This window comes from Ureibacillus chungkukjangi (assembly GCF_003217295.1).
In the GTDB taxonomy this organism is placed as follows: Bacteria; Bacillota; Bacilli; order Bacillales_A; family Planococcaceae; genus Ureibacillus; species Ureibacillus chungkukjangi.
Map to the genome: position 1 here is coordinate 111,283 of NZ_QJTJ01000009.1, position 6,201 is coordinate 117,483.

At 36.5% G+C, this 6,201-nt stretch carries 5 protein-coding genes; all 5 read right to left on the reverse strand.

Annotated features, from left to right (window positions below; all coding sequences use genetic code 11):
- Window positions 1-7: 7 nt before the first annotated feature.
- Window positions 8-1,837, reverse strand: a complete 1,830-nt coding sequence (locus tag BJ095_RS09115; RefSeq protein WP_107935024.1) for an oligopeptide ABC transporter substrate-binding protein — start codon at window positions 1,835-1,837, stop codon at window positions 8-10.
- A gap of 149 nt (window positions 1,838-1,986) precedes the next feature.
- Window positions 1,987-2,895 carry an ABC transporter permease gene (locus BJ095_RS09120; protein ID WP_107935025.1) on the reverse strand — a complete coding sequence of 303 codons (909 nt, stop codon included), beginning with the start codon at window positions 2,893-2,895 and terminating at the stop codon, window positions 1,987-1,989.
- Between the two features lie 30 nt (window positions 2,896-2,925).
- Window positions 2,926-3,888 (reverse strand): oligopeptide ABC transporter permease, encoded by a 963-nt coding sequence (opp4B, locus tag BJ095_RS09125; RefSeq protein WP_107935026.1) that lies wholly within the window; start codon window positions 3,886-3,888, stop codon window positions 2,926-2,928.
- A 2-nt stretch (window positions 3,889-3,890) separates the two neighbouring features.
- Window positions 3,891-4,838, reverse strand: coding sequence for an ATP-binding cassette domain-containing protein (locus BJ095_RS09130; RefSeq protein ID WP_107935027.1), 948 nt, complete (start codon window positions 4,836-4,838; stop codon window positions 3,891-3,893).
- Window positions 4,816-5,841, reverse strand: coding sequence for an ABC transporter ATP-binding protein (locus BJ095_RS09135; RefSeq protein WP_202973775.1), 1,026 nt, complete (start codon window positions 5,839-5,841; stop codon window positions 4,816-4,818). The genes BJ095_RS09130 and BJ095_RS09135 overlap by 23 nt, the downstream gene beginning before the upstream one ends.
- Window positions 5,842-6,201 lie beyond the last annotated feature (360 nt).

The following is a 6,201-nucleotide window of genomic DNA, read 5'->3' on the forward strand; positions in this document are numbered from 1 at the left end:
TTAATAATTAGTTAGCTACTGGCTTGTCAGCTACTAATTCAATTTCATGAATTTCTGTTGCATCTGCATAGTCAATATTGTAGTTTTTCACACGTTTATTGACTGGGAAGATTTCATAACGGAACTGCATTGGAATTGTTGTTGCAACTTCTTCAAGATGCTCTTGGAAAATTTTGAACTGCTCCGCACGGAAATCAGTATCAAATGATTCTGGAGAATCGATTGCTACTACAGCAGATTGTAATACATCTGAAGTGTAACGGCTGAAGTTGTATTGGTCAGCTTCGCCATATAAACCTGATGGAGATGGGTTAGTACCAGTTCCCCAAGCACCCATGAACATATCGATTTCTGGATCATCAGCTTGAACCATATCATAGAATGCGTTGAACTCGATTAAACGTCCAGTTGATAATACTACGTTTAAACCAACATCTGCCCAGTTTTGTAGGTAGAATGCGATGATTTCTTCTTGAGTCGCATCACCTGACATAGCAGCTAATTTAATTTCTAATTTTTCACCGTTTTGATCTTCACGGATACCGTCACCGTCAACATCCACGAAACCAGCTTCATCTAATAAAGCTTCAGCTTTTTCTGGATCATAAGTGTAACCATTTAACTCACCATCATAGAATGATTCAAATACTGGTGGAATTAAAGAGTTCGCACGCTCACGTAAGTTATTATAGAATACTTCAGAAACTTGCTCGATATCTAAAGCAAACCCCATAGCTTGACGTAATTCTTGGCTACCCATTTTAGAGTTTTCCATATCTGTTACTACTTTATTTTGAGTTGTATCAAATTTACCAACTTTGAATCCAACATAAGAATAGTAAAGCTCTGGACGACCTAAGATATTAATGTTTTCTAAGTCTTGAATTTCTTCCATTTTTGTTGCATTGAAGCTTGTTACTAGATCATAGTCACCAGAAGCGATAGCTACTGAAACAGAGCTTGATGGAACCACTTTAACTACTACGCCGTCAAGTTTTGGTTCACCTTTCCAGTAGTGCTCGTTTTTAACGTAAGATACAGACTCACCTGGTACAATTTTGTCAATTTTGAATGCACCCAAAGTAATTGGGTTTTTACGAACTGCATCAGACTCGATTAATTCAGCTACAGGGATATCACCAACTTGATGTACTGGAGCTGCGTAAGTCCAAAGACCGTCACCACCGTAGAAGATAGATGGTGATAATTGTTTAAAGCTAATTTCTAATGTTAAATCATCAATTTTCTTAAGACCAGAGATTGTTTCAGCAGTACCTGCATGATATTCCTCAGCACCAATGATGTTTTGGAATTGAGTATCATAGCGTACACCAGTGTAATCTTTGTGGCCAATAATATGGTAAGGTAAAATCACGTCTTCAATAGTTAACGGTGTACCGTCAGACCATTTAACGCCTTCACGAATTTTTACAGTTGCTTTGTTATTTTCTTGGTCAACATCTAAAGATGCGATACCTTCATCAGTAAGCATGAAGTCTCCATCAGTTTCGAAAAGTGCATTTGAAGTCCATGACATTAACTCAGAATCATAAGCATCTTCATAAAGTTCCCAGTTGAAGATCCCTTGGAATGGCTCATCTTTAACCATACCAACTTGAAGGATACCACCTTCAATAGCTTCACCTTCGTTTGTTACAGATACTTCAAATAGTTCACTTGAATCTTCAGTTGTTTCTTCAGCACCTTCAGCTTGCTCTTCAGTGTCTGTGTCAGCTGGCTCTTCAGTTGCTGTGCCATCTTCTTTCCCACTACAAGCTGCTAGAACTAGCAATAGTGAAAATAGTGCTGCAAATAATAACCATTTAGATTTCTTCATTGCTTTTCCTCCCTTTTCTTTTTGTACCTAATAAGATTTATTTATATAACATATTTACTTTTAATTTGTGTAAATATGGTGGTACCGCATTTAACTAACTAGTTTAAAAACATATAATTTTCTGTTATTTAAAACCAAAATGATGCAGCTTACCCTAAGCGTTGACGTGAATCTGCTGCTCTACGTAAAGCTTGACCAACATAGTTGATTCCTAACATCATAAATAAGATAAATAATGATGCTGGTAACCAAACCCACCAATATTGCTGCAATACAAGCGGATTATTAGCATTACTAACCAATGTTCCTAATGACGGTGTTGAAAGTGGAAGTCCAAATCCTAAATAAGAAAGACCTGTTTCAATACCAACATTCCCTGCAAAGTTTAACGTCATTTCAACAATGATTATAGAGCTTAGATTCGGCAGTATTTCTCGAACAATGATGACAAAATCATTTGTTCCAAGTGTCTTTGAGGCATGTACATAGTCTCGTCTACTTTCAGATAGAGCCTTTGAACGAACCAGACGCGCAGTACTTGTCCATAAGAACAAGCTCATTATTAAAATGAAAGCTCCAACAGTATATTTTGGTACTACTGTGATGAACACAATGATTAACATTAAACTTGGAATAGTTATGAAGAAATCAATGATTCGCATGAACATATTATCAATCCATCCACCGAAGTATCCACATAATAGTCCAACTAAAATTCCAAATATACCAGTGATAAGAGTGATCGAAATCGCAATTAACATCGAGTTTTTGGCACCTACAACAATTTGCCCAATGATATCTTTACCACCCTGATCGGCACCAAGCAAGAACTTGTCACCAGGAGCAGCAAATTTATCTCGCAAGCTTACACGCATTAACTGCTGCTGATCGATCATGAAATATGCCCAAAAGAAAATACCTATAATTACCGCTACTAAAACTACTAGTGAAAACATTGCTAATTTATCTTTCATAAACTCTCTAAAAATTACTTGTAATCCAGTAGGAGGAGAGTTTACGTGATTAACATTACTATTTTTTTCATTTTTCTTTGCCATATTATATCCTCCTTAACTTTTTAGTGTCGCCTATTCAATCCTAATACGTGGGTCGACAATACTCATAATGATATCGGATAATAGACTACCTAAAAGGGCTAAGAAGCCAAATAACATAACTAATGCTGTAATTACACTGTAATCACGTGAAGAAATTGAGCTTACAAATAGTTGTCCCATACCAGGGTAACCGAAAATTGTTTCAATGAAGATTGATCCACCTAGTAATCCAGTAATCGTAAATCCTAAGAATGCTGCAATTGGTAGTAAGGAGTTACGGAAAATATGTTTTGAGTAAACTTTTCGCATTGGAATCCCTTTACTACGAGCAGTACGAACGTAATCCATTGATTTTGCATCGATAATTTCAGAACGTAAGTATTGAATAATACCTGTTGTTCCTAAAATAGCATAAGTGATGGATGGTAATAGGATATGATAGAATCGATCCCAATAATAACCTAAAGTTCCAACCTGTGTTTTAATATCAACACTACCACTTGTAGGGAACCAGCGTAGCTGATATCCAAATAAGAATAGGAATACTAGCGCTAAAACAAATGTAGGGATTGCATATGTAACAAAGCTATACAATACAATTGTTTTGTCTAAACGAGAGTTTTGATATCTCCCTGCCAAGATTCCTAATGGGATAGCAAGAGCATAAAGTAAAATTACACTTAGTAAAGAAAGCCAGAACGTATTTAATGCACGTTCACCGATTAACGCGCCAACATCGCGTTTATACGTATAACTTAGACCAAAATCACCTTGGAAGGCATTCCCCATCCAACGAAGATACTGCATATGGACCGGATCGTTTAATCCCGCTTTTTCAGTCAGCTCTGCAATACGAGCAGGATCTGTTTGAGGTGTAATCAATCCTGTGAAAGGATCACCAGGCATAAATTTAGCTAGGACAAAGATGATTACACTTAATACAAACAACTGTGGAATCATTATTAGAAATCTTCTTACAATCGTTTTCCACATCTCTACAAGACCTCCTTCACTTGTGAAGTAGCCGCTACATAATGAGTGTTTGAGACTGGCAATAAGTCAAATACACGTTCATTTTCATCAAAATAGTTTTTATGCTCTGCTTGATAATGTTGCTCTACTCGGATTCTTTCACGTTTTCGTTCTTCTCTACCAACCGGCGATACTTCTGGAATAGCAGAAAGTAATCGTTTTGTATATATATGCTGCGGGTTTGTGTAAATATCTTCTTTTGAACCCGTTTCTACGAATCTACCTTTGTACATGATAGAAATATGATCACACATATGTTTAACAACACCCAAATCGTGGGATATAAATAAATAGCTTAAGCCAAATTCATTTTGAATGTCCTTCATAAAGTTCAATACCTGTGCTTGTACAGATAAGTCAAGCGCTGACACTGGCTCATCTGCAATAATTAGCTTAGGATTTGTTGCAATCGCACGGGCAATCCCTAAACGCTGTTTTTGTCCCCCTGAGAATTCGTGAGGGTATTTAAACTTTGCATCTTCAGGCATCCCAACAATTTCTAGTAATTCGCTAATTTTACGTTCCTCCTCTTTCGGAGTTAAACTTAGGAAATTACGAATTGGCTCTGCAATAATATCCTTTACTCGTTTACGAGGATTTAAGCTTGAATGAGCATCCTGGAAAATCATTTGCACATCACGGTTAAATGAAGATTTTCGGCTTCTTCTTTTATTCGTTACGTTTTCTCCTTCATAAATGATGCTGCCATTCGTTATTTTTTCAAGGCCAATCAGGGCTTTACCAGTTGTAGATTTTCCACAACCAGACTCACCAACTAATCCATATGCCTTTCCTCTTTCAAATTCCATTGAGATACCATCAACTGCAAGAACCTGATCAATAACAGTATTGAAAAATCCTCCGCGAACAGGATAGTGAACTTTTAAATCATTTATTTGCATAAAGCTCATGTGTCCCGCCCCCTTTATCCGTTTTAAACTCGAACTCTTTCCAGCATGTACAGCGAACAAAATGTCCTGGTGAAATTTCATGTAGTGCTGGATTTTCCTCATGAACATCTTCCGAAATCCAAGGAATTCGGGAAGAAAAACGACAGCCAGATCGTGGAAGGTTCATTAATGAAGGAACGATTCCTTCAATAACATTTAAACGATCCGAGTTTGAGTTCATCTGAGGAATTGAGTTAAATAAAGAACGTGTATAAGGGTGTTTAGGATTTTCAAACAATTCTTCTACACTTGCCTCTTCAATAATTTCCCCTGCATACATAACTGCTACGCGGTCTGCAACCTCAGCAACTACTCCCAAGTCATGGGTAATTAATATAATTCCTGCTTCAGTTTCAGCCTGTAAATCAATTAATAAGTCTAAAATTTGTGCTTGAATTGTAACATCCAATGCTGTAGTAGGTTCATCCGCAATAATAATTTGTGGTTTACAAGCAATTGCGATTGCGATAATAACCCTTTGTCTCATCCCACCGGATAATTGGTGTGGGAATTGTCTTGCAACCCGCTCTGGGTTACGGATTCCTACCTGGTTTAATAGCTCTAATACTCTAGCATCTCTTTGAGTTTTGTCTAAAGTAGTATGATAGATTAAACCCTCTTCGATTTGCTCTCCAATTCGCATAAGTGGATTAAGTGCCGATAGAGGATCTTGGAAAATCATACTGATTTGGAAGCCTCGAATATCGTTCATATCCTCTTCTGATAATGCTGCTAGGTTTTTGTTATCAAATAAAATTTCACCTTTAACACGCGTCTTATTTTGGTCATATAGACCGATAATGGATGTTGCAAGTGTACTTTTACCACATCCTGATTCACCTACGATAGCAAGTATCTCATTTTTCTTTACCGTTAATGAAACACCATCCACTGCATCGTAAAATGTATCTTTAATCCGAAATCCAGTATGTAAGTTATTAATCTTTAAAAGCTCGTTACTCAAGTTAACTCTCCTTTCTAGCAATCGTGTTGACTTCTAATTTGAATATTACATTTGAGCTTACTATGTAAGTTTTTCAAATTGTTTAAAACTAATAATTATTCTTAATCTTTTTTGTATTCTTGCAATAAATTATATATTCCTGTAACAATTGAAGTCAATATAATTTAATTTTATTTTTCAGAAATAACTAAAAATTGAGTCAAAAGCGTTGCTAATGACACATTATTACGAGAAAAATAGAGTAAAGTTTTTTTGAGATAGTATTAATCGAGTAGGAGGCTAGCCATTAGTTGGCTAGCCGACCTCTCACACCACCGTACGTACGGATCCGTATACGGCGGTTCGAAAGTTTTATGGTTT